Source organism: Acinetobacter sp. ANC_7682, assembly GCF_056779795.1.
The window spans coordinates 63,671-83,103 of record NZ_JBWYIQ010000001.1; the positions used below are offsets into that span (position 1 = coordinate 63,671).

Here is a 19,433-nt window from a genome sequence, read left to right on the forward strand (position 1 = left end):
ATATTCATCTAAAAATTTTAAATGACTCTGAACTTAAATATTTTCTATAGTTGATGCTAAATGATATGAAAAATCTGACTTGTCTTTAAATCAATAGGCATATTTTAAATCAGTATATTTTTCTAATGACATTGCAATTTGTTGGTTGATAAATGCGCGTACATCTTCTTCAGTCATAGGTTGACCATTCTTGCTGATATTATGTTCGATCGGTGCTTGGTCTGCGGCCTTAATTTTGTAGACAAGGTGGGTGATCAATTCGTAATCGTTATTATGGTTTACGATGTTAGTCACATATTGATATGAATGCTCAAAGTTGAGATCTTGATGGGAAAATATAAATTGTTCAAAGATTGTCAATGCGGCGCCATCAGCAAGATTTTTGAGTTCATCAATAATTGTGGCATCTAGGCGTACATCATAACGTTCAGAGATTGCTTTACCATCGATTAATAATGACACTTTATCATCTTCATGGTGTTGAACAGTAATATTACTGAAATTAGACATGACAAACTCACGAATTGAATTGAGTCGTTATTATCATATGCAAAAAAACTTAAAGCAAAACATACTGATTAATATTCAAACATTGAGTGAAATTTCAATTTAAAGGTTGATGAGATCATTATAAAAATAGAGGAACTAATAAGACCATGTTTTCAGTGTCAGATCATTGATTGACTGCTTAGAGAATTTCGATTGATTAATTTCCAAAATTTGAGCTTGATCCAAACGCCAGTCGCCTAAAACAATTCTTCTTTTATCTTGAGAGATATGGATTTGAGGGCGATGCGTATGACCATGAATTAGTAAATCAACTTCTTTCAATGCATCGTGGACAGCATCTTGATTTACATCCATGACATCATAAGATTTAAATTCTTTTGATTCATGGCTTTTTTTTCTAAATCCATTTGCAAGTTGAGTACGAAAAGAAAGTGGGGTATTCCGCAGTATCCAAATGATGAGTGGATTTCTGATTATTTTTTTAAAACGTTGATAGGCGACATCGTCTGTACATAGTGAATCACCATGTTCTATACGAATTTGGACGTCATTTATTCTTAAGTTAGAGACTTCGGACAATAAGATGCCACCAAATTTATTTAAAAAAATTTGATTCAGCGCAAAATCACGATTGCCGACAGAAAATAAAACTTGATTTCCCTGAGCAGTAAATCTTTTTAAGCGTTCAACGATTTCATCGAGCCAAGGAGCTCTATAGTCATCACCAATCCATGCATTAAACCAATCACCTAAAATATAGAGTTGGGTTTGCTGGTCTTGATAATGATCTAATAAATCTAAAAACCCTCGAACGAGTCGAGGGTGTTCAGGTGACAGGTGTAAATCTGAAATAAACAGATAGGTCACTTAATATTCCTTATTTGCCTACATCCCCATCAACTTTAGATGGGGAAACAATCCCTTGAACATGATATTCGTTTTAAAGCAGTGCTTGAAAACTTAATAAGTTAAGGGGTAGGTTTTTTATTCAGAGATAATTTTAGCAGATTCGATCACAACGTTTTCTAGTGGAACGTCAGCGTGGTAGCCACGGTTACCAGTGCGAACGCCTTTGATTTCATTAACAACGTCCATACCTTCTACAACTTTACCAAATACTGCATAACCCCAGCCTTGAGCTGTTTTACCCGTATGGTTAAGGAAAGCATTGTTTTTCACGTTAATGAAGAATTGTGCAGATGCTGAGTGAGGAGCTTGAGTACGTGCCATGGCAATCGTACCTTCGTCATTGCTTAAACCGTTGTCAGCTTCATTTTCAATAGAATCGCGAGTTGCTTTTTCTTTGAAGTTTTCATCCATGCCACCGCCTTGGATCATGAAACCGTCAATTACACGGTGGAAAATTACGCCATCATAAAAACCATCACGAACGTACTCTAAAAAGTTAGCAACAGTTTTAGGTGCTTTTTCAGAGTTAAGCTCTAGAACAATACGTCCTTTATTGGTGTTTAATTCGACTTGAGGAAAACTCATTCTATAATCTCCTGATCATGGACAAAAAGCCATGGGTTTGTGGTTGAGAGAAGCATAAGCAAACTGTAAACTACAAGGCAAGCAAAAACGTTATTTTCTTTGTTAATAATATGAAGATAGCGTTTTAATTATCCTATTTTATCTTATAGAAGTGATTTATCAACTATGAAGCCGAATGATGTTGTTTCATCCCTGCCAAATACCCCGACGACTAACAATCCATCAGTCGATGCTGCGCAGCAAGAACAACAACCGGGCTTAGACTTTGTACGTCAAGTAATTACAGAAGATCTTGCAGCAGGGCGTACAGATAAAGTCGTGACGCGCTTTCCACCAGAGCCTAATGGTTATTTACACATTGGACATGTTAAAGCGATTTGCCTGAATTTTGGTATTGCAGAAGAATTTTCTGGTTTATGTAATCTTCGTTTTGACGATACAAATCCAGATGCAGAAGAACAAGAATATGTAGATGGTATTGTGAACGATGTTAAATGGCTCGGTTTCGACTGGAATGGTGAACCACGCTACGCATCAAGTTACTTTGATCAATTGTATCAATGGGCGATTCAATTAATTAAACAAGGTGATGCATATGTCGATTTGCAATCTCCTGAAGAAATTAAGCTGAATCGTGGAAATTTTGTAGAACCAGGTAAAAATTCTCCGCAACGTGATGCAACGGTTGAAGAAAACTTAGCACGTTTTGAACAAATGCGTAATGGTGAGCTTGGAGAAGGCCAAGCAGTACTTCGTGCCAAGATTGATATGGCATCACCGAACGTACATATGCGTGATCCAATTCTTTACCGTGTTTTACATTCTGAGCATCATCAAACAGGCGATACGTGGAAAATCTATCCAATGTATGACTATGCTCATCCTTTGTCTGATGCGATTGAAGGCATTACGCACTCGTTATGTACGCTTGAATTCCAAGACCATCGCCCGTTCTATGATTGGGTTGTCGCTAAGGTAAATTCTCCAGCAGTTCCACGCCAGTACGAATCAAGCCGTTTGAATGTTGATTACACCATCACCTCAAAACGTAAATTACGTAAGCTGGTCGAAGGTGGTTACGTCAATGGTTGGAATGATCCACGTATGCCTACAGTCGTGGGAATGCGTCGTCGTGGCTTTACTCCAGAAGGCTTACGTGATTTCTGTAAGCGTGTGGGCGTATCTAAAACTGATGGTATTGTCGATGTTGCAATGCTTGAATTCTGCATTCGACAATCATTAGAAAATACTGCTGCACGTGGTATGGCGGTATTGAATCCTCTTAAAGTGACATTGACCAACCTTCCAGAGGATATGGATTTAACACACGCACGCCATCCAAATGTTGATATGGGTGATCGTGTAATTCCACTGACTTCTGAATTGTATATTGATCGTAAAGATTTTGAGGAAGAGCCGCCTAAAGGGTTTAAACGCTTAATTCCTGGTGGTGAAGTCCGTTTACGTCATGCTTATGTGATTAAATGTGATGAAGTGATTAAGGATGAAAATGGCGAAGTTGTTGAACTTAAATGCTCTATCGATCCGCATACTTTAGGTAAGAATCCAGAAGGTCGTAAAGTCAAAGGTGTTATTCATTGGGTATCTGCAAATAAAGGGATTCCTGCTGAAGTTCGTATTTATGATCGTCTATTTACTGAAGCCGCACCTGATGCGGACGATGATTTCTTAGCGAATTTAAATCCAGATTCTCTAAAAATTGTTCAAGCGGTAATTGAGCCTGCTTTAGCTCAAGCGAAACCTGAAGATCGATTCCAATTCGAACGTGAAGGTTATTTTGTCGCTGATCAATTTGATCATACTGTTGAAAAACCTGTCTTTAACCGTATTTTGGATTTAAAAGACAGTTTTAAGCCTGCAAAATAAAGTTTGGTAATATCAAAAAAAGCCTGATTGATTCAGGCTTTTTTTTATTCAAATTTAGGTTAATAATTAATTTTTGTGATTAAATTCATATGATTAGATAAAGGTGAGTATTTAAGAATAATTTAATAAGTTATAAATAAAAACTAAAATAACATTATATTTCAAATATATATTTGACTATTTGAATTTTCAAGCGCATATTTAATTCAACCGAAAGGTTAATTTGAAACTTTGTTTTCCTCGAAACCCTGCTTAAGCGGGGCTTTTTTTTGCTTTAGTTTCTGATGCTGCTGTAAAGCGATATACACAGGGCCTTTCAGTTTGCGCTGATCATTTAACTTTTTCTTAATATAAAATACCAAAGCAAAACAGGTGGTTGCTAAAGTTAAAAGAAGACTATTTAAGTAGCTCATGAGTGAGCTGATATAACCAATAGTGGTGAGTCTATTCATCATTTTGATGACTTGTGGACTACTTTCGATGCCCGTGATCGCCCAAGAACATAAGTGTTCACAATTATTAATAATGAGATGATAGTTATTTTCATGCATTCGAGAGCGCATTCGTCTTACGACAGCACGACCTGAATATTTGGGGGTGCTATAATGCCGAATCGTAATTTTTTTGCCATGTGCAAATTTTTGCAGAGATGTAATTTCGATCGGATGTTTTTTAAAGAGATGAGCAAAACCTGAATAATGAATAACACGACCCTTACCCACATAAATACCATGATGTGAATAACCAAAATGCTTAACAATTAAGTGAGCACCAAGAGGGAATGTTTTGACGTGTTTATGCCGCATTTATAAAATATTCCAATAACTTTACAGATGTACATTTATTGAAAGAGAGTCCACAGTATAACCGAATTGGAAATAAATAATGACGTATAAATACAATATAAGCACCCTAAAAAAGGTGCCTAAATTTTTTATTCAACTCAAATGAAGTTATGAGAAGAAAGCATTTTGTGCTTTACAATTTTTAATTGCATCTTCTTTAGGAAGCTGTTTAATTTGCTCTTCAAACTCGATTTTTTGACGATCTATGGCAGTTTGAGGAATACCGCTCTCTTTCGCTAATTTTTCAATGTTGCCCCAAACTTCCTCACATGCTGAAGGTAGCTTATTACAACCACTAAGCGATATGAAAGTCGCCCCTAAAATAATGAATAGAATATTTTTCATTGAATCCCCAAATGTATTTTTAATTATCCTATGAGCTTATCTTAATTGAACATTTTTAAATTGAACAGAAAATTTATCATAAAAAAAGCACTGTCTATGCAGTGCTTTTTTTCTTTACTGAAGGGTGATTTTGTTACTCAATAAATCAGTAAGATCTTTTTTTGAATAGCCACGCGAAATAAGAACTTTTTTGATTCCGCGGATTACATCTTCATCTGATGCCTTTTGTAAAGCCTCGATCAACTGATCGTTAGTCTTACATGAACAATCATTTTCAACACAAGCAATTTGATTTTTATGCTCGTTCTGCTGCGAATCTGATGAAAACAGCTTTTGCCAAAAACTCATAGAGCCTTCATTTGCAACCAAAGATAGGTCGAAATATAGTCGATTTAAAATTTAATGCAAGTTTGTAATCGTGATTTAAGGCACATTTTAAAATAAATATTTCGATGATAAACCTAAAGTTTAACGAAATTATGACATTGAAAAATTAAATTTTTCTTTATTCATATGATTTTTAAGTGAAATTCAAAAAGCATAAAAAATGGACAGTGTAAGAACTGTCCATTTAGTAAGAAATAAATTGTTTAAATTTTCTCTAAAAGAACGCCTGACTCGACATGGTGGGTATAAGGAAATTGATCGAACAGCGCAAATTTAGTGATTTTATGAGTTTCCGATAACATCTTTAAATTGTCGTGCAAAGTATCTGGATTGCATGAAATATAAATAATACGGTTAAAGCGTTGAAGCAGCTTCAAGGTATCATCATCAATGCCTGCACGAGGTGGATCTACAAATACAGTATCGAAGTCATAACTTTGAATATCAATATTGGCTTCTTGTAAACGTCTAAACTCACGTTCTGCATTGAATGCTAAGGTAAAATCTTCAGCTGAAAGGCGAGCAACTTGAATATTATTAATTTGATTTTGCTCAATATTCCATTGCGCTGCATAAACTGATGATTTAGCCAGTTCCGTTGCTAGAACGCGATTAAACTTTAGCGATAATGGAAGGGTAAAATTACCATTACCGCAATAAAGCTCTAAAAGATCTTTATCACTGGTTTGAGCTGCATTACATGCCCACTCCAGCATTTTTTGACAAACTTGCGCATTAGGTTGCGTGAAGCTACTTTCAATTTGCTTATATTTGAATTTACGGTCAAATACTTGTAATTCTTCAACTACATATTCATCCGTCAATACAATTTTTTGACCACGGCTGCGACCAATAATCTTAATATTGAGTTTTGAAGATAAATTTTTTGCTAGTTGTTCCCAGTCTTGATCAAGCGGACAACGATAAATCAATGAAACCAGCATTTCACCGTTCAACGTTGAAAGAAAATGTACTTCAAACAGACGCTTAGAGAGCACTGCATTTGATTTTAGTTCAGACAGGAGAACTGGCATTAAATCATTAATAGATTTATCCGCGATTGGAAACTCATCAACACGTACAACTTTCTTTTGAATACCATCTTCCGTGCGTTCAAACATGGCATAAAACATATCATCTTCTGTATGCCAAATACGGAACTCAGCTCGCATACGGAAATGTTTTTCAGGAGATGAAAAAACTTCTAGTTCAGGTGGTTGATATTCAGCAAATTGATTGCGGATACGTTCAATTTTTGCATCAAGTTGTTGTTGATAAATAGAAGTCATAAAAATCTAAAAAAACTAGCACAAAGCAGAGTGAATGGTAGCAAATAATAAGCCAACATTCTTCTAAATCTTTGTGCTGTTGTGACTATCTTTTGGTGAGGTGCTCAACTAAGTAGTCGATGAACACACGTACAGCTGGTAATAAACCACGGCGAGAAGGGTAAACCACATGAAAAATACCGTGTGGTGCATTCCAGTTAGGCAGAACCTTAACAAGACGCCCATCTTTAATATAATCTTCAACAATACTGTCTGGGAGTAATGCTACCCCACAATTGTCACTTGCAAGTTGTGCAAGCATAAGTAAGTCAGAGCCCATCACGACTGGACTCACTTTGACTTTAATCGATTTGTTGTTTGAATCATGTAGTACGAGTTGTTGATCAGTATGTTCATCAACCATACTTAATATTCGATGATTTGAGATTTCTTCAGGTTTTTTGATAGATCCAAATTCATTGAGATAAGCCTGGCTGGCGAAAAGATGTTGTTCAATATTTTCAAATTTTCGAATGACCAAACTTGGGTCATCATCCAAACTTGAGCGAACACGAAGCGCTAAATCAATTCCTTCATTGATGATATCGACACGTCGATTAGTAACCATCAATTGAACTTTGATTTCAGGATACTGCTTAAGGAAATTTGGCAGTATTTTGGTCATTTCATGCTGGGCAATTGATACGGGTAAACTGACACGAATTAAGCCTCTTGGTTGTTCACTTAAATGATCTACCAAATCATGAGCAGATTGGGCAGCATTCATCATTACTTGCGCATGGCGATAAATGTTCATCCCAATATCAGTGACAGCAAAATGACGTGAACTACGTTGAATAAGCCTTACACCGAGATTTTCTTCTAAATTATAAACACGTCGACTCAATTTTGATTTGGGAATGTCAGTTGCTCGCTCGGCAGCGCTAAAACCACCATGTTCGACAACAAGGGCAAAGCAATAAAAATCATCTAAATCTGAAAGCATGGATTCATTCCATATATGCGACGTTTTGTTAAAAAATACATTATTGTTCTGAATAGTCAATTGAGTTGCTGTGTTTTCTCTAAAATCTAAGGTTGTTATATGTAGTAATGAATAAAGAAGGCTATTTAAAAATCTAAAAGCAATGGTTAAACTTATGTTTTATAGCACGTAATACTTAAGGTTGACATGGCTTATACAACAATTGAACTTCAAGATCCTCAAGAAAATGTACAGTGCCCGCATTGTCAACACGCTGTTATCGACTGGAATGAAGAGCAATATATTCAACCTTGTGATCATACATTGTTTATTGCTATGGACTTGGGATTTGAATTTATTTCAGATGAATTTGAAGCAACTATGCCTCGCACAGTAGATGAAATTCATGCAGATGATGAAAACTCGGATGTGTTTACTGAGATTACACGTTCTGATTTAGCTCAGTTTAAAATTTATAAAGTTGCATTGGGTGTCGAAAACCTCAATCGTTATATTGGTTTCCAATCATAATTTTTTTTAATCACACGCATATGGTGAAAAGACTTGGAGTTACCTTGAGTCTTTTAATTTCTTTGTATTGGGTTATTGATTGCAAAGTTCTAAGTTTGTGTTAATTCATGATAAGTTCAATGCTTTGAATTAATAAATCACGGCTATCATAAAATGCACTTATGGCTATAAACATCTGATCTACTTTTGGATTGGTTCGTGTTTTATCGATCAACTTCACCTTAGATCCAAGTGAATTCTATCTAACCCACTTGGATTTCAGCATTAGGATGACTCAACCTGCTTTTTTTAGGGGTTGCAATTAAATATGCTAATGTCAAAGGACCGAGACGACCCGCAAACATCAGTATCATGAGCATATATAAACTTGCAGGTTGTAATTCTGAAGTAATACCTCTAGATAATCCGACTGTACAAGCCGCGGAAACAGCTTCAAATAGTAAATCTAGAAAACGTTTATTAGGCTCTAAAATTAACAGCGTAAAGAAACCAATGAAAATGAGCATAGCAGTTATGCTAATGACCGCAAGAGCTTTATAGGTGACCGTTGCGGGAATCGAGTGTTTAAAAACAGTGACTTCGTCAGCTCGTCTCAAAAACGTGATCACACTCAATACAACAATAATAAATGTACCTACTTTAATACCACCAGCAGTACTTAAAGATCCGCCTCCAATAAACATTAATAGCATAGTCACCAAGGTTGCTGGATCACTCATACTGGCCATATCAATACTATTAAATCCAGAGGATCGTGGTACTGTGGCATGAAACCAAGCATTTAATGCTTGGTCTCCAATTGACATTGGGGCGAGGGTCAATGGATTATTTGCTTCTAAACACCAAATCATAATAAAGGCAAATAGATTGAGTCCCGCGATAGTAGAAAGAATCAGTTTGCTGTTGGTTGAGAGTTTTTTCCACTTATGAGCGCGTTTGATATCCATAAGTACCACAAAACCTATTCCACCAATGATATACAACATGCTGATGGTCAGAGTTACAGCATATTGGCCTGAAAAACTCATTAAACTGTCTGGAAAAAGAGAGAAACCACCATTATTAAATGCTGAGATACTGTAAAAGGCTGCATAAAACAGGGCATCACTAAAATCGTAGTATTGAAGCCACGTAAATGTCAGGATGAATGTTCCAATCCCTTCAAAAAATAGAGAATACAATAAGACGGCTTTAACAGTGAACGAGGCCCTTGCTAAACTGGTTTGACCAATTGTTTCTTGAGCCATCACTTGTTGCTTTAAACCAAGTTTAGTGGAAAGGCTCAAAGCAGCCAAAATTGCGAAAGTCATGAATCCTAAGCCACCACATTGGATGAGTAGCATAATGATGAACTGACCAAAAGTCGTATATGCCTCGCCAATATTGACCACAGAAAGTCCCGTAATTGTCACAGCAGACGTGGCGGTAAATAAGGCTTCTAGCCAAGAGACATTTCCTTCGTGTGCAAAGGGAAGTTTTAGCAGTAATGTTCCAATGATAATAAAACTGAGAAAGCCCAAAGCAAGCAAACTTGGTGGACTCAAATTAATACTTTGCGTTTTTTTATTGATCAATTGATCATAAAATTTCATCATTTCGAAATAAATCTCGATGAGAGTTTACGTAGAAGATTGACAGGACCTTCAACAATTAAAATGTCATTTTTTTGCAGCAATGTACCAGGTGCGATGTCATAAATTACATGTGTGCCACGTTGTAATAGTAATGTTTGTACGCCGTCGCTGTGCTCCATGATATCTTTAAATTCTACACCTTGTAGTTTTTCACTCACTTCCACTTTGACAATATAACGGTCATCATTCAACGCCATATAGCGTCTAACCATTGGGTAGCTTAATGATTGTGCAACGCGAATACCCATGTCTTCTTCTGGATGAATAATTTGACCAATACCGAGATGCGTCAAAATCATATGATGGGCTTTCGATTTTGCTTTTACTAGGATTTTTTCTACGCCTAAATTTTTAAGGTTGAGGACACATAGAATACTGGCCTCAATATCTTCTCCAATTGCGACAACGACGGCATCGCAATTCTGTACATTCAGTTCTCGAAGTACATGTTCATCTGTGGCATCGGCGATGACAGCATGACTGATGTTATCAGAGATATTTTCAACGTATTTTTTTTCAGTATCGATTCCAATCACATCATGTTTTAATTGAGTGAGTTCTAATGCAACTGTACCACCAAAGCTGCCTAAGCCAATTACTGCAAATAGCGCCATTGAATATCCTAAAATTTTAAAGATCAGAAAGTAATGATTTGATTTTAATTTCGCTTTGAGTGAGTTTATCTTGTTGATCTGAGTTGATTCAATTCATTTGTTGAGGATTATTTGTGATCACTATAAAAATAGTAAATCGTAATTGAAATCAATGTCCATGAAAGTGCTAAGTAAATATAAGTTAAATGAATATGATCGATCATAAAGTTAGCATGAAAGAAACTTGTCATGAGCACAATTGCCATCATATATCAACGTCATACGATAACGATAAATAGGTGCTAATCCCAACATGATATAGGGGAGTGCTGCATAACCTAAAAAAATAAAAACTTCGAGGGATTTGCTTAAGGTGGTAACTTCAGGATATAGATATTTCGAAATAAACAGAAGTGCGGAAAAGATGATCCACATGAGAAAAGGAATTACTACAAAACTGAACCATATTTGCATGATTTATCTTAATATCTAAAATTTTAAAGTGATCGTTTTTTCTATCTTTCGATTTTAATTGTATATCAATTATTGAATTAAAAAAGCCTGTCAAAATGACAGGCTGTATTGATTTTATTTGAGGAAACGTTGATAACCAAGATTATTGGTAATTTCTTCGTATGGATAATTGATACTTTCTAACGTTTCAACTAAACCATCAGGGTTTTGTTGTGCATCTTCAGCTTCGAGTCCAACCAATACACGACCTTCAGCCGCACCATGATTACGATAATGGAACAGGGTAATGTTATGCGTTGGACCAAGACGTTCCAAGAATGTTAATAATGCACCTGGACGTTCAGGAAATTCAACGCGGAATAAACGTTCATTTTCAATATCAGCATGACCACCGATCAGGTAGCGAATATGTAATTTGGCAACTTCATCGTCAGATAAGTCATCCACATCATACTGAAACTTTAATGTCTCGAATATTTCTTGACGTTCTTTTTCGCCGCTTTTTAAACTAATTCCAACAAATACTTGCGCTGCAGTCGCACTACTTGAACGGTAGTTGAATTCAGTAATATTTCGACCTTGAAGGGCACGACAGAAATTGAGGAATGCACCTTTTTGTTCAGGAATCGTGACAGCAAAAATAGCTTCTTTACGTTCACCTAATTCAGTTCGTTCTGCAATATAACGTAAACGGTCAAAGTTCATATTTGCACCGCATACAATTGAAACGATGTTTTTACCTTCTAAGCCGTGCTCAGCCACATATTTTTTAATACCAGCAAGTGCCATCGCACCTGATGGCTCAACAATACTACGGCATTCATCATAGGTGTCTTTAATTGCTGCGCATATTTCATCAGTATTCACAAGAACAACTTCTGGTTCTACGATTGGACCTGAATTGTCAGATTTTTGCAGACGAATCACTTCGAAAGGTTTTTCACCGATTTGCGCCACAGCTGTACCATCGGCGAATAAACCAACTGAAGGCAGAATCACACGTTCATTTACTTCTAAAGCAGCTTTTAAACAAGCTGACTCGTCATATTCCACAGGAATAACTTTGACATGCGGTGCTACATCACCAAGGTAAGCAGCAACACCTGCAATCAAACCGCCACCACCAACGGCAACAAATACATAATCCACATCTCGCCATTGACGTAAAATTTCATTGGCAATTGTACCTTGACCAGCCATAACGAGTTCATCGTCATAAGGCGGAATAAAAGTCATTCCTTCTTCTTGCGCACGTTGAATTGCGTATTTATTTGCGATGTCAAAAGAATCACCATGAAGTACGACTTCACCACCTAAACGCTTTACAGCTTGGACTTTAATGTCTGGTGTTGTCTTGGGCATCACAATAATCGCGCGAATTCCTAATTTTTTTCCTGAGAGTGCTACGCCTTGAGCATGGTTACCAGCAGAAGCGGTAATGACACCTCGTTCTAGTTGAGCTTTAGGAAGTTGGCTGATTCTGTTATAGGCACCGCGGAGTTTGAAGGAGAATACGGGTTGTAGGTCTTCACGTTTAAAACGAATATTATTGTTAAGACGTTCACTAATTCGTGGTGCCGCTTCGAGTGGGGTTTCGATAGCAACGTCGTATACCGTTGCTTGTAAAATTTGTCGAACCAAACGAGACAGCATGTTAATTTTCCATCTAACAGTTTAAAATAGGCGCTTATTGTAACAAACCATAAGGCTTAGCGGTTTAAAATAACTGCAAAAGTCCAAATTAGTTGAGTGAAGTCATGAGTCTATATGCAACCCAAGATGAGAAAAAACAAGCAGCAGCACAAGCAGCTTTAAAACACTTACCGAAAGGGGGCATTTTAGGCGTAGGCACAGGCAGTACTGTTAACTTTTTGATTGATTTACTTCCTGAACTTCAATTAGAAGCCGCAGTTGCAAGTTCGGAAGCGACTGCGCAGCGTTTGAAGAAGCTGGGTATTGAAGTGGTAGATATGAACTCAGTGGGTGGTCTTGATGCATATGTAGATGGTGCAGATGAGATTGATCGTCATATGCACATGATCAAAGGTGGTGGTGCGGCATTGACACGTGAAAAAATCGTGGCATCGATTGCAAAAAAATTCGTCTGTATCGTAGATGATTCTAAATGGGTAGATCAGTTGGGGCGTGATTTTCCACTTCCTGTTGAAGTGATTCCAATGGCACGTTCTGCTGTGGCTCGTAAAATTGTCTCTTTAGGTGGCGACCCAGCGTACCGTGAAGGTGTAGTGACCGACAATGGTAACGTGATTTTAGACGTGCATAACTTAAATATCTTAAATGCACTTGAGCTTGAAAAAACATTGAATGATATCCCTGGTGTGGTATGCAACGGTATCTTTGCTTTGAATAAAGCAGACATTGCGATTGTTGCGACCAACAACGGTATTGAAGAGCGTACAGCGATTTAATTTTAACTCCTTGACGAGCTAGTCTCCCTAAACTCCCTCTTTTTAAATAGAGGGGCTTTTCTTCCCCCTTTCTTAAAGGGGGGAGATGGGGATTTAATAATTAAAGAATAACAATGACTTTATCCGACCTTCCTGATATTGAAATCACCAAAAGTATTCGATCGAAAAGACTACGTCTACGTATAGATGGAACGTCAATTCGTGTGACTGCGCCATGGTTTTGTACCCATAAACAAATACAACAGTTTGTTCAAGATTCAGAAGCTTGGATCGTTCAAACTTGGCAGGCACAACAAAGTAAAATTCAACAGATTGATCGCGTTTTACCTTTATCTTTACAGTTATTTAATTTAGAAAATCCTATTCAAATTCAATATATTCAGCAGAAATTCAACTATAAGTTTGATTCAGTGATGAATGAGCTGTGTGTGAGTGATCGTCAGCCTGAACAATATTTAAAAGCCTTTGTTATTGATTATGCTAAACAGCATCTGCCTGTATATCTGGCTCAAGTATCTGATCAGTGTGGTTTAGCTTATCATGGCTGTAAGATTCGTCAGCCAAAAACGCGGTGGGGAAGTTGTACAGCACGTCATGATATTATGTTGAATAGTGCTTTGGTGCTTTTTCCTCAGGAAATAACACGCTATGTTTGTGTGCATGAATTAGCACATACAAAGCATTTTGATCATAGTGCTCAGTTTTGGGCGGAAGTGGCGAAGTATGATCCAGATTTTAAACTTAACCGAAAAAAATTAAAAATAACGCCGTTGCCATATTGGTGGATGCATAATTAATTATTATGCTGGGATTGCTTTGTCGATATTAAAAAATCAATTGTTTAGCGCTAGTCAATTAGTCTGATTTGGCGACTGGTATTCTAAATTTTGGCTATCATGATTGCTCTGTTTGGTTAGTTTGTCTCTAATATGCTCATAAGACGAACTGGTGTGTGTTTTTTGATTCTAATTTTGTCTGTACCTGCTTTAATGCTTTATAGCATCCTCATGTATATTCTACTGAACCCGATTAATCCTATTCACTATCATTGGACGAACTATTTATCGCTTTTTGGCGGGGCTATAGCGTGGTTGATATTATCGATTATGGCAACTTTATGGATAAATCAAAAAAGGATTTCTAAATTGCTTTCCGTGAGTGGAGGGTTATGTTCGGTATGGGGGGTAACTCCTTTTGTTGTGAAACAGGATCCGATCGTATTTTTTGCTCTCCCAGAGTTTATATTTGCACTGTATTTATGCTATTTGAGTTGGCAAGAAAATCAATGAAGTCACATGATAGACTTTATTAGATGCTTAACAGAGCCATCTAAATTATTAAACTTATAAAATAACAGCATTCCCATATGAAAGGGTTCAGAAAGTCACAAGTTCCTGTCATACTACTGCCTGTAACGAATACAGTCATTTAGAGGTAGATATCGTGATTTCAGTTGGTATTGTTGGTGGTACAGGATATACAGGCGTTGAACTTTTGCGTCTTTTGCTGCGACACCCAAATGTTCAAGTGAAAGCACTGACTTCTCGTACTGAGGCTGGTCGTCGTGTCGATGATATGTTTCCAAGTTTACGTGGTCATACCGATCTAGAGTTTTCAGATTTAAGCTTAGATTTATTAAAGTCTTGCGATGTTGTGTTTTTTGCGACACCACATGGTGTAGCGATGAAACACGCTGAAGAATTAGTAGCAGCGAATACAAAAGTAATCGATTTAGCCGCTGACTTTCGTTTGCAGGATTTAGCGCAATTTGAAAAATGGTACGGTATGGAGCATGCTTGTCCAGATCTACTTAAAAATTCAGTGTATGGGCTTTCTGAGCTCAATCGTGAAAAAATTAAACAAGCTCAAGTGATTGGTAATCCTGGTTGTTATCCAACGACAGTTCAAATTGGTTTGGCGCCTGTACTGAGATCTTCAGAAGTATTGGTAAAACCTGAAAGTATTATTATTGATGCAAAATCTGGTGTATCTGGAGCTGGACGCAAAGCAAGTTTAGGCATGATCTATACTGAAAATGCTGATAACTTCAAAGCCTACGGTGTTGCAGGGCATCGCCATCATCCTGAAATTGTTGAAGCGCTTGAAAATATATCGGGACAGAAAGGTGTATTTGACAATATCCTTTTTGTTCCGCATTTGGTGCCGATGATTCGTGGCATGTTATCTACAATATATATCGACTTAACAGAAGCAGGTCAGCAAGCCGATTTGCAAGTAATTTACGAACAGTTCTACCAAAACGAGCAGTTTGTTGATGTTATGCCGGCAGGAAGTTCACCAGAAACTCGTTCTGTTCGTGGATCAAATGATTTACGTATTGCGTTGTATAAACCACAACCAACAAAGTTAGTCATTTTAGTTGCCCAAGATAACTTGGTGAAAGGTGCAGCAGGACAAGCTGTTCAAAACATGAATTTAATGTTTGGATTTGCGGAAAATGCAGGCCTTAACGTGATTGGTTTATTACCATAAAAAACCTTTTTTGACTTCACACACATTTAACTTTGCAGTTAAATGTGTGTTTTGATTTTATAAATTAGAGATGACGATGCAAAACTCAGAATCAAATAATACGTCACAGCATAAAGATGAAAAAAATATCGGTTTTTTTCAATCGAATAAACCCCTTATGGCGGGTGGAATCATCTTATGTGCAGGCAGTTTACTTCTGGGCTATACGGTTGGTCATCGTCAAGGTCTAACTGTAGTTGGTTATGATGCTGACGCGGAACAATTGGTTGAAGTTGTCGAAAAACAAAAAAAAGAATTATCTGAGCTGAATAAGAAATTAAATACCTCAGTTCAAGAACGTGATGTTGCTGTAACTAACTCAAACGATATGTATGCTGCATTAAATCAAGCCAACGCTGAAAAACTTCAAATTGAAAGTCAGAGTGCGATTTTCCGAGAAGTACTGAGACAACGTGGTGGATTGAGTTTAACAGTGCAAAATTTAGCTGTTAAGTCGCTTCCAGAAAATGTATATGAATATCAGGTTGATTTAGTTCAAGTCAGTCCGAATAAACGTAAAGCATCTGGTGAAATTGAAATCAGATTAATTCAAGGTACGGAAGTCTTGGTTGTTCCAATTTCAGAAAAATCATTCAATTTCGACCATTATCAGCGATTAACTGGTCGTTGGACGATGCCAAAAGGCTTTACGCCCCAATTTATTGAAATCCGTGTAAAAGGCTCAAGTGCTCAAACCAAGCGCTTTAGTTGGCAACGTGGTGAAGCAATCGAATCAACCGCTGCATTTGCAGCCGAAGTACCGCAAGCTGCGGCAAATTCTCAATAATAGATTATAGAGTGCTATGCGAAGTAATAAACGTCATAAATGTCTCAATGACATTAAATTATCATTTCAACAATCTGGATTGGTGGATTGGCACTTCAATCCAAGATTGAGTGATGCACAAAATGATGAAGCCGATGGCGATTTAGCTGTAGCAACAGCACCACCGCAATTTAAGCGACCTCCCTTATACAATGTGGTATTGTTGAATGATGATTACACGCCAATGGATTTTGTAATTGAAATTTTACAACAATACTTTGCATTGAATCTTGACCAAGCTACCGAAGTAATGCTAACAGTACATTATCAAGGGAAAGGTATCGCAGGTGTCTATCCTAGAGACATTGCTGAAACCAAGGCGAATCAAGTCAACAATTATGCGCGCTCTCAAAGTCATCCATTGCTTTGCCAGATCGAGCCACAAGAATAAGGGGATCACATGCTCAGTCGTCAATTAGAAGTATCACTGCGTTTGGCTGTTAGCATGGCTCGTCAAAAGAGACATGAGTTTCTTACAGTTGAACATTTGTTACTCGCACTTTTAGATAATGATTCTGCCGTGAATGCACTAAAAGCCTGCGGTGCAGAAATTGTCAGTTTGCGTAAAGAACTTGAAGAGTATGTAGAGCAACATACGCCTAAATTAGGCGATAATGCTGAACAAGCGCCTCATCCTACAGAAAGCTTTGATCGTATATTGCAACGTGCAATTTTCCATGTTCAGTCTAGTGGTGGAGATCGGACGGTTGAAGGTGCAGATGTACTGGTGGCAATGTACTCAGAACGAGATTCATTTGCGGTTTATTTGCTAAAACGCCACCAAATCAATCGTCTTACTTTAACTCAATATCTTTCACACGGTGCGCGTAAGGAAGATGTTCCAGCTGAAGAAGAAACGGATGACTTAGATGGTGAAAACTCAGCCTCAGCAAATGCAGGTCCATTAGAACTTTATACCCTAAATCTCAATGCAGAAGCTTTAAAGGGTAAAACCGATCCTTTGATTGGTCGTGAAAAAGAAATTGAGCGTGCAGCTCAAATTCTATGTCGACGTCGTAAAAACAATCCGCTTTTGGTGGGTGATCCAGGTGTGGGTAAAACATCCATAGCAGAAGGTTTGGCTTGGCTGATTGTTAACAATAAAGCACCAAAGCCACTGCTGAATGCGGAAATCTATAGTTTAGATATCGGTGCACTTGTTGCAGGTACAAAATACCGTGGTGACTTTGAGAAACGATTAAAGCAATTGTTAAATGCCCTAAAGAAGAAGCCCGAAGCAATTTTGTTTATTGATGAAATTCATATGATCATTGGTGCAGGCTCAAGTATGGGTAGCACTATGGATGCATCGAATTTAATCAAACCTGCATTGGCAAATGGTACTTTACGTTGCATTGGCTCAACAACGTTTCAAGAATATCGTCAAGTTTTTGAAAAAGATCATGCATTATCACGCCGTTTCCAAAAAATTGATGTTAATGAGCCATCAATTAATGAAACAATTGATATTCTTCGTGGACTCAAGTCTAAATTTGAAGAATTTCATAAAGTTCAATATGATGATGCAGCTCTTGTTTCTGCAGTTGAGTTATCGGCTAAATTTATCAATGATCGCTTCCTCCCAGATAAAGCGATTGACGTAATAGATGAAGCAGGGGCACAACGACGTTTGAGAGCTGATCAAGATAACACTTTGATTACAGTTGAAAATATTGAAGATATTGTTTCGAAAATTGCACGAATTCCACCTAAAACTGTGTCTAAAGATGATAAATCTGTACTTGAGCACTTAGAGCGTGATCTTAAACGAGTTGTATTTGGTCAAGATGAGGCGATTACCGCATTATCCTCTGCAATTAAATTGTCACGAGCTGGGCTTAAAGCACCAGATAAGCCAGTTGGTAGTTTTGTATTTGCAGGACCTACTGGTGTAGGTAAAACTGAGGTAACAAAACAACTTGCAAAACTACTCGGTGTTGAACTAGTCAGATTTGATATGTCTGAATATATGGAACGCCATGCGGTTTCACGTTTAATTGGTGCACCTCCAGGTTATGTTGGTTTTGATCAAGGTGGCTTACTGACTGACGCAATACATAAAAATCCACATTGTGTATTGTTATTGGATGAGATTGAAAAGGCACATCCTGATGTGTTTAATTTATTGCTGCAAGTCATGGATCATGGTTCATTAACTGATAATAATGGTCGTAAGTCAGACTTCAGAAATGTCATTATTGTGTTAACAACGAATATTGGCGCTGAAAGTATTTCCCGTACAAGTATTGGTTTTACAGAGCAAGATAATAGTCGTGATAATCAGGAAGCAATGAAGAAGGCATTTACACCAGAGTTTAGAAACCGCTTAGATGGGGTTATTCAATTCAAAGCTCTACCTACGACAGTAATCGATTCTGTGGTAGATAAATTCCTTACAGAACTTCAAGCTCAACTTGATGACAAAAAAGTTGTTTTAGAGGTGGATCAGTCTGCACGAGATTGGTTAAGTGAAAATGGTTATGATCGTCTGATGGGTGCTCGTCCAATGCAGCGTTTGATTCAAGAGCATTTGAAAAAGCCGCTTGCTGAAATGATTTTATTTGGTGAGCTGGCTGAAAACGGCGGTAATGTAGCAGTAACAGTTAAAAAAGAAGATGGCAAAGCTGTTGGATTAAAGTTGGAAGTATTTGAAGATTCTGCAGCTGAACCAGCATAGTGTGTTATTAATTGTA

General features: G+C 37.4%; 19 protein-coding genes. 8 read left to right on the top strand and 11 right to left on the bottom strand.

What is annotated here, in order from left to right; all coding sequences use genetic code 11:
- Positions 1 to 90: 90 nt before the first annotated feature.
- The 3 genes from AC1M9D_RS00300 to AC1M9D_RS00310 form a co-directional block, all read right to left on the bottom strand.
- The gene (locus AC1M9D_RS00300) at positions 91 to 510 is read right to left on the bottom strand and encodes a hypothetical protein (RefSeq protein ID WP_035263715.1); all 420 of its coding nucleotides are present in this window, start codon (positions 508 to 510) and stop codon (positions 91 to 93) included.
- Between the two features lie 135 nt (positions 511 to 645).
- Positions 646 to 1,377, bottom strand: a complete 732-nt coding sequence (locus tag AC1M9D_RS00305) for a UDP-2,3-diacylglucosamine diphosphatase (RefSeq protein WP_481611267.1) — start codon at positions 1,375 to 1,377, stop codon at positions 646 to 648.
- A gap of 117 nt (positions 1,378 to 1,494) precedes the next feature.
- The gene (locus tag AC1M9D_RS00310) at positions 1,495 to 2,004 is read right to left on the bottom strand and encodes a peptidylprolyl isomerase (RefSeq protein ID WP_035263711.1); all 510 of its coding nucleotides are present in this window, start codon (positions 2,002 to 2,004) and stop codon (positions 1,495 to 1,497) included.
- A 165-nt stretch (positions 2,005 to 2,169) separates the two neighbouring features.
- Between AC1M9D_RS00310 and AC1M9D_RS00315 the strand changes: the two genes are divergently transcribed.
- Positions 2,170 to 3,891 (top strand): glutamine--tRNA ligase/YqeY domain fusion protein, encoded by a 1,722-nt coding sequence (locus AC1M9D_RS00315; protein ID WP_481611268.1) that lies wholly within the window; start codon positions 2,170 to 2,172, stop codon positions 3,889 to 3,891.
- Positions 3,892 to 4,109: 218 nt separating this feature from the next.
- On the opposite strand, the gene AC1M9D_RS00320 is transcribed toward AC1M9D_RS00315, so the two are convergent.
- The 5 genes from AC1M9D_RS00320 to AC1M9D_RS00340 form a co-directional block, all read right to left on the bottom strand.
- Complete coding sequence (locus tag AC1M9D_RS00320) at positions 4,110 to 4,697, bottom strand: lecithin retinol acyltransferase family protein (protein WP_051586486.1); 588 nt, start codon at positions 4,695 to 4,697, stop codon at positions 4,110 to 4,112.
- A gap of 147 nt (positions 4,698 to 4,844) precedes the next feature.
- Positions 4,845 to 5,081: a hypothetical protein gene (locus AC1M9D_RS00325; protein WP_481611269.1), complete on the bottom strand. Its 237-nt coding sequence runs from the start codon at positions 5,079 to 5,081 to the stop codon at positions 4,845 to 4,847.
- A 114-nt stretch (positions 5,082 to 5,195) separates the two neighbouring features.
- Positions 5,196 to 5,429, bottom strand: a complete 234-nt coding sequence (locus tag AC1M9D_RS00330; RefSeq protein ID WP_035263705.1) for a hypothetical protein — start codon at positions 5,427 to 5,429, stop codon at positions 5,196 to 5,198.
- A 242-nt stretch (positions 5,430 to 5,671) separates the two neighbouring features.
- A complete protein-coding gene (gene trmA, locus AC1M9D_RS00335) occupies positions 5,672 to 6,757 on the bottom strand; it encodes a tRNA (uridine(54)-C5)-methyltransferase TrmA (protein WP_481597012.1) in 1,086 nt (361 codons plus the stop codon).
- Positions 6,758 to 6,842: 85 nt separating this feature from the next.
- Positions 6,843 to 7,742, bottom strand: a complete 900-nt coding sequence (locus AC1M9D_RS00340) for a LysR substrate-binding domain-containing protein (RefSeq protein WP_481611270.1) — start codon at positions 7,740 to 7,742, stop codon at positions 6,843 to 6,845.
- Positions 7,743 to 7,928: 186 nt separating this feature from the next.
- Between AC1M9D_RS00340 and AC1M9D_RS00345 the strand changes: the two genes are divergently transcribed.
- Positions 7,929 to 8,252: a hypothetical protein gene (locus tag AC1M9D_RS00345; protein ID WP_481592687.1), complete on the top strand. Its 324-nt coding sequence runs from the start codon at positions 7,929 to 7,931 to the stop codon at positions 8,250 to 8,252.
- A gap of 242 nt (positions 8,253 to 8,494) precedes the next feature.
- On the opposite strand, the gene AC1M9D_RS00350 is transcribed toward AC1M9D_RS00345, so the two are convergent.
- From AC1M9D_RS00350 to ilvA, 3 genes are all read right to left on the bottom strand, one after another.
- Complete coding sequence (locus tag AC1M9D_RS00350; protein ID WP_035263851.1) at positions 8,495 to 9,844, bottom strand: TrkH family potassium uptake protein; 1,350 nt, start codon at positions 9,842 to 9,844, stop codon at positions 8,495 to 8,497.
- Entirely contained in the window at positions 9,844 to 10,500 is a 657-nt protein-coding gene (locus tag AC1M9D_RS00355) for a potassium channel family protein (protein WP_092766365.1), read from the bottom strand. Before AC1M9D_RS00355 ends, AC1M9D_RS00350 begins: the two co-directional genes overlap by 1 nt.
- 567 nt (positions 10,501 to 11,067) lie before the next feature.
- Positions 11,068 to 12,606, bottom strand: a complete 1,539-nt coding sequence (gene ilvA / locus AC1M9D_RS00360; protein WP_092766363.1) for a threonine ammonia-lyase, biosynthetic — start codon at positions 12,604 to 12,606, stop codon at positions 11,068 to 11,070.
- Positions 12,607 to 12,710: 104 nt separating this feature from the next.
- Here ilvA and rpiA point away from each other — a divergent pair, with 104 nt between their 5' ends.
- The 6 genes from rpiA to clpA all read left to right on the top strand — a co-directional run bounded on the left by rpiA (position 12,711) and on the right by clpA (position 19,417).
- Positions 12,711 to 13,382 (top strand): ribose-5-phosphate isomerase RpiA, encoded by a 672-nt coding sequence (rpiA, locus tag AC1M9D_RS00365; protein ID WP_481591051.1) that lies wholly within the window; start codon positions 12,711 to 12,713, stop codon positions 13,380 to 13,382.
- Positions 13,383 to 13,495: 113 nt separating this feature from the next.
- Positions 13,496 to 14,179, top strand: coding sequence for a M48 family metallopeptidase (locus AC1M9D_RS00370; protein ID WP_481592684.1), 684 nt, complete (start codon positions 13,496 to 13,498; stop codon positions 14,177 to 14,179).
- A 646-nt stretch (positions 14,180 to 14,825) separates the two neighbouring features.
- Complete coding sequence (gene argC / locus AC1M9D_RS00375; RefSeq protein WP_481589944.1) at positions 14,826 to 15,875, top strand: N-acetyl-gamma-glutamyl-phosphate reductase; 1,050 nt, start codon at positions 14,826 to 14,828, stop codon at positions 15,873 to 15,875.
- Positions 15,876 to 15,951: 76 nt separating this feature from the next.
- Positions 15,952 to 16,701, top strand: a complete 750-nt coding sequence (locus AC1M9D_RS00380) for a DUF6776 family protein (RefSeq protein ID WP_481592683.1) — start codon at positions 15,952 to 15,954, stop codon at positions 16,699 to 16,701.
- A 16-nt stretch (positions 16,702 to 16,717) separates the two neighbouring features.
- Positions 16,718 to 17,131: an ATP-dependent Clp protease adapter ClpS gene (gene clpS, locus AC1M9D_RS00385; protein WP_035263688.1), complete on the top strand. Its 414-nt coding sequence runs from the start codon at positions 16,718 to 16,720 to the stop codon at positions 17,129 to 17,131.
- A gap of 9 nt (positions 17,132 to 17,140) precedes the next feature.
- Positions 17,141 to 19,417, top strand: a complete 2,277-nt coding sequence (clpA, locus tag AC1M9D_RS00390) for an ATP-dependent Clp protease ATP-binding subunit ClpA (RefSeq protein WP_481588198.1) — start codon at positions 17,141 to 17,143, stop codon at positions 19,415 to 19,417.
- Positions 19,418 to 19,433 lie beyond the last annotated feature (16 nt).

Excerpts from the sequence above, each read along its gene's own strand:
- AC1M9D_RS00300 (WP_035263715.1), bottom strand. The coding sequence starts at position 510 with ATGTCTAATTTCAGTAATATTACTGTTCAACACCATGAAGATGATAAA.
- AC1M9D_RS00310 (WP_035263711.1), bottom strand. The coding sequence starts at position 2,004 with ATGAGTTTTCCTCAAGTCGAATTAAACACCAATAAAGGACGTATTGTT.
- AC1M9D_RS00315 (WP_481611268.1), top strand. The coding sequence starts at position 2,170 with ATGAAGCCGAATGATGTTGTTTCATCCCTGCCAAATACCCCGACGACT.
- AC1M9D_RS00320 (WP_051586486.1), bottom strand. The coding sequence starts at position 4,697 with ATGCGGCATAAACACGTCAAAACATTCCCTCTTGGTGCTCACTTAATT.
- AC1M9D_RS00325 (WP_481611269.1), bottom strand. The coding sequence starts at position 5,081 with ATGAAAAATATTCTATTCATTATTTTAGGGGCGACTTTCATATCGCTT.
- AC1M9D_RS00330 (WP_035263705.1), bottom strand. The coding sequence starts at position 5,429 with ATGAGTTTTTGGCAAAAGCTGTTTTCATCAGATTCGCAGCAGAACGAG.
- trmA (WP_481597012.1), bottom strand. The coding sequence starts at position 6,757 with ATGACTTCTATTTATCAACAACAACTTGATGCAAAAATTGAACGTATC.
- AC1M9D_RS00340 (WP_481611270.1), bottom strand. The coding sequence starts at position 7,742 with ATGCTTTCAGATTTAGATGATTTTTATTGCTTTGCCCTTGTTGTCGAA.
- AC1M9D_RS00345 (WP_481592687.1), top strand. The coding sequence starts at position 7,929 with ATGGCTTATACAACAATTGAACTTCAAGATCCTCAAGAAAATGTACAG.
- AC1M9D_RS00350 (WP_035263851.1), bottom strand. The coding sequence starts at position 9,844 with ATGAAATTTTATGATCAATTGATCAATAAAAAAACGCAAAGTATTAAT.
- AC1M9D_RS00355 (WP_092766365.1), bottom strand. The coding sequence starts at position 10,500 with ATGGCGCTATTTGCAGTAATTGGCTTAGGCAGCTTTGGTGGTACAGTT.
- ilvA (WP_092766363.1), bottom strand. The coding sequence starts at position 12,606 with ATGCTGTCTCGTTTGGTTCGACAAATTTTACAAGCAACGGTATACGAC.
- rpiA (WP_481591051.1), top strand. The coding sequence starts at position 12,711 with ATGAGTCTATATGCAACCCAAGATGAGAAAAAACAAGCAGCAGCACAA.
- AC1M9D_RS00370 (WP_481592684.1), top strand. The coding sequence starts at position 13,496 with ATGACTTTATCCGACCTTCCTGATATTGAAATCACCAAAAGTATTCGA.
- AC1M9D_RS00380 (WP_481592683.1), top strand. The coding sequence starts at position 15,952 with ATGCAAAACTCAGAATCAAATAATACGTCACAGCATAAAGATGAAAAA.
- clpS (WP_035263688.1), top strand. The coding sequence starts at position 16,718 with ATGCGAAGTAATAAACGTCATAAATGTCTCAATGACATTAAATTATCA.
- clpA (WP_481588198.1), top strand. The coding sequence starts at position 17,141 with ATGCTCAGTCGTCAATTAGAAGTATCACTGCGTTTGGCTGTTAGCATG.